Origin of the sequence: Leptospira alexanderi serovar Manhao 3 str. L 60 (assembly GCF_000243815.2) — a bacterium.
GTDB lineage: Bacteria > Spirochaetota > Leptospiria > Leptospirales > Leptospiraceae > Leptospira > Leptospira alexanderi.
Map to the genome: position 1 here is coordinate 1 of NZ_AHMT02000057.1, position 3,578 is coordinate 3,578.

2 protein-coding genes and 1 pseudogene are annotated in these 3,578 nt (G+C 34.4%); all 3 read right to left on the reverse strand.

The window, feature by feature from the left end; genetic code table 11:
• Positions 1-643: 643 nt before the first annotated feature.
• The 3 genes and pseudogenes from LEP1GSC062_RS19235 to LEP1GSC062_RS19245 all read right to left on the reverse strand — a co-directional run bounded on the left by LEP1GSC062_RS19235 (position 644) and on the right by LEP1GSC062_RS19245 (position 3,287).
• Positions 644-1,588, reverse strand: a complete 945-nt coding sequence (locus LEP1GSC062_RS19235) for a ParB/RepB/Spo0J family partition protein (protein ID WP_020985213.1) — start codon at positions 1,586-1,588, stop codon at positions 644-646.
• Between the two features lie 36 nt (positions 1,589-1,624).
• A complete protein-coding gene (locus LEP1GSC062_RS19240) occupies positions 1,625-2,470 on the reverse strand; it encodes a ParA family protein (protein WP_078125351.1) in 846 nt (281 codons plus the stop codon).
• A gap of 422 nt (positions 2,471-2,892) precedes the next feature.
• A pseudogene (locus LEP1GSC062_RS19245) lies at positions 2,893-3,287 on the reverse strand (XRE family transcriptional regulator).
• Positions 3,288-3,578: the final 291 nt, after the last annotated feature.

The following is a 3,578-nucleotide window of genomic DNA, read 5'->3' on the forward strand; positions in this document are numbered from 1 at the left end:
CTCCGCGCCTAAATAATAGTTCCCCGTTTTTTAAATAGAGTAGGGTAATTCAATTTTTACCGTGCTGCGCCCGCGTTATGTCCGGCACCGTAAAAAAGGGAACAAAAATTATGGGCGAAGCTTTGTCCACAAGTCGGGCTTTCACTGTATCAGACGTAATCGAATCACTACCACTAACATTGTTAGTGGTAGTGATTCGATTACGTCTGATACAGTGAAAGCCCGACTTGTGGACAAAGCTTCGCCCATAATTTTTGTTCCCTTTTTTACGGTGCCGGACATAACGCGGGCGCAGCACGGTAAAAATTGAATTACCCTACTCTATTTAAAAAACGGGGAACTATTATTTAGGCGCGGAGCCTTTTGGTAGATCCTCGATTTACGTTCTTTTCTTCGGCAATTGTCAGATAAGCCGAATCTTAGTTATGTCTCCTAAGATATTTTGGACTAGAATCAGGTACGAAACGGATGTCAAGCAAAAAATGAGACATAACTATATTATTTTCACTTTAAGAAGGATGCCCTGTGGGTATCTGACTTCCACACAGGGCTTTGATAGAACGTAAATCGAAGAAGAGTTACTCTTCTTTGATTCAACCCATTTATATTAAAACCAAATTTGAGTACAAGTTTTATTTGTGTTTTATAAAAGCATTTTTTCGTATTTTTTCTTTTCTCTTTTTAATTGTTTAATGCGATTTTCAATTTCTGTTATTTTTTCTTTTATTTGTTCCGGGGATAAAGGAATTGTTGTTTCTTTTTTTGTTTTGAACTTTATCGGTTTAGTTTGTTTGATTATTCCAGATTTTAGAGTTTGTGCGAATTCTCGTATTTCTTCTCTTTTAGGTATATTTCCGGATTTAATTTGCAGTTCCAACCAAGAAAGCACTGACTTTTTGTCTGTGTCTATACTAGGTTGTAAATCAACTACAGATGTAGTTGGCATATTAGATAGAAAAGATATTAGAGCTTCGTCTTCTTTTTCGTTTGAGACGATTTTAGAAATTGTCGAAGCATGTATAAGTTTATGTTTAACCCAAGATCGGGATTTGTTGACATATTGTGTGAGTTCATTATCCGAAAGGTTTAATCGTGCTTTCAGTACAGACAAACTTAGTGCTGTTTCAAAATCACTGAGATCTTCACGATGTAGATTTTCCATCAATTTTATTTCTGGAATTAAATCTTTTTTAAATTGTTTTACGTTCTTAACGATTGCGGGAATCGTTTCTTCTTTGTTTAGTTTGAAAGCTCGTAGTCTGCGTTCACCGTAAAGTAAATTGTATCCTTCATTAGATTTATAAACAGCTATTGGTTGCAATAGCCCAAATTTTTTTATATTATCAGCCAGTTCTTTTAGAGATTCTTCAGTGAAATTCTTTCTAGGGTTATCAACGGATTTAATAGAATTGACCGGAATATTTTGAATTCCTCCAATTCCCAATAAATGCTGTTCGGGCGAAAAATTTCTTTTTTCGTTTAGCTCTTTTAATAGAATGTTATTATGATTGTTGTAAGCATCATTTGCTACTACGTCAGACACTCCGAACGAATCGTCTAAATTTCTTTTTCTTTTGGTATTAGCCATTTTTTACCCTTTAAAACTACTATACAAATTAGTAGGTTAGCGCGCTAACCTACTTGTGGAAAAGGTCTTATTTTTAGTTGTGCATTCTTTTATGATTCTTTCCGCTAACTTGTCGAAGGCTACTTTGCCTATAGTATTTTCGCTCAGAGGTTCGGCAAATTCCGAACGTTTCCTAATTGCTTCTGAACTTGGTATCGGATTTAAAATTTTTGGACTTGGTAATAAGTCAAACCCGGGTTCTTTCTTTTTTAATTCTTCAAAAGCTTCTGGTATCCTTTGTAATTGTTCGTGAATCTCGTCTTTTTCGGCGGAATTTCCCCATAAAGATGGAAGGATAAAAATTTTGGATAAATTCGATCCAGATTTTATTGAATCATTTAAATCTTTGAAAAAATCCTTTAAGGTATCAAGGGACCATTTTGCAGGTGTTACTGGAATTATAACTATATCAGATGCTAATATCGCTGAAGTGGTCTCAAATATTCCTGTACCCGGTGTATCGATAATTATAAAATCATATTTTGGAATGGTGTCGGGATCTTTGAGTATTTCTTTTGCTCGATCTAAAAATGTTATATCTTTTGCAACCAGCATCGAAAAATCTCTTAGACCAGGAGAAGATACAATAACATCTACGTTGTATTTGTTTTTTATTGTATCTTCAAAGCTAGTTTCGAAATTTATTAATGTTAATGTATTCGCATGGTCGTAAAATGAATCGGGATAACCTAAGAAGAACATTTTAGACAAATCCTTTTGTCTATCAAAATCGATAGCACAAACCCTAGACTTTTGAGCTAAGGACATTGATAAGTGTCCTGCGGTCGTAGACTTTGAAACCCCGCCTTTGGGGTTTGCAATTGTAATTATATTATGTCCCATACTCATAGCTATAGTTTATAGAATTTAAATTCCATGAAAAGTAAAAAATAATTTCATCGATATTTTGTTTTAATTTCAACTAGGTTAGCATGCTAACCTAGTTGAATCTGGAATCTGATATGCTAATTTAAATAAGTTCGGATTGAATAAAACGCTCCAACAAGAGAAGGAATCGGACCTACAAGAATATAAAAAGGGAATAAAAACCGAACAGAACAAAGCAAAAAAACGAAGGCCTCATAAAGAAAAAATCACCCAATAAATACACAAAACGGAATGAGTGAAAATGTATGAAACGGAAAGGAAAATCTGTACCAAAAGAAAGTAGGGAGCGGGATTAGAAGAATCCTGTAAAACTTTTGCCTATCTTTAAATCGGAAATCAAAAGCTGCAAATAGCGATAGATGGAGCGGTAAAATTGCCTACCTAAATTTTTGAGCAAAAAGATTTAAAAGATCCAAAAGAACTCTTTTGTCTTCCGCGACTGGATTGTGGGGAAGGATTTCTAAAATGGGGATGAGGTCATAAGCTTTGAGTTTGTTTAAAATGGAAAGATGAGATTCAATTTCGGATAGAGGTTTAGAGTCCTCAACTTTCGGATTGCCTTTCCCAAATTCTAGCCAATCTCTACTGTATCCGAGAATGTGTTCAACTTTGACAAGGAAATGGCTGCTAAGGGGGATGTCTCCTCGTTTTGATTTGTAATAGGTACTCAGATCCACTTCTAAAATTTCAGCGATTTCCTTTGGTTTTTTATCAAGTTCTTCCTCCATTGTAAAAACTTCTGAGTAATATTTTTAACTTTTTTTTGTTTCATAATTGGGAAAAAATCCTGAATTTAAGTATACAAATGGGAATCATTCCCATTTATGGCAAATATAGAGCATTCCTGTGCTAACCACAGGAAAAGACTAAAGAAATGAAATAGCCTCCTATTTAGGCGAAAAAGAACGAAAACAACATACGGCATCGAATTGAGCCGCCTCAAGATGAAGCAAATACTGAAAACTCATGTGAATTATCCATTCAAGCAAACGAATATATAAACGAAATCGTAAAGAACATTAGTCCATTAAAGCTAAAAAAATACAAAACAAAACTACCAAAT

Excerpts from the sequence above, each read along its gene's own strand:
- LEP1GSC062_RS19235 (WP_020985213.1), bottom strand. The coding sequence starts at position 1,588 with ATGGCTAATACCAAAAGAAAAAGAAATTTAGACGATTCGTTCGGAGTG.
- LEP1GSC062_RS19240 (WP_078125351.1), bottom strand. The coding sequence starts at position 2,470 with ATGGGACATAATATAATTACAATTGCAAACCCCAAAGGCGGGGTTTCA.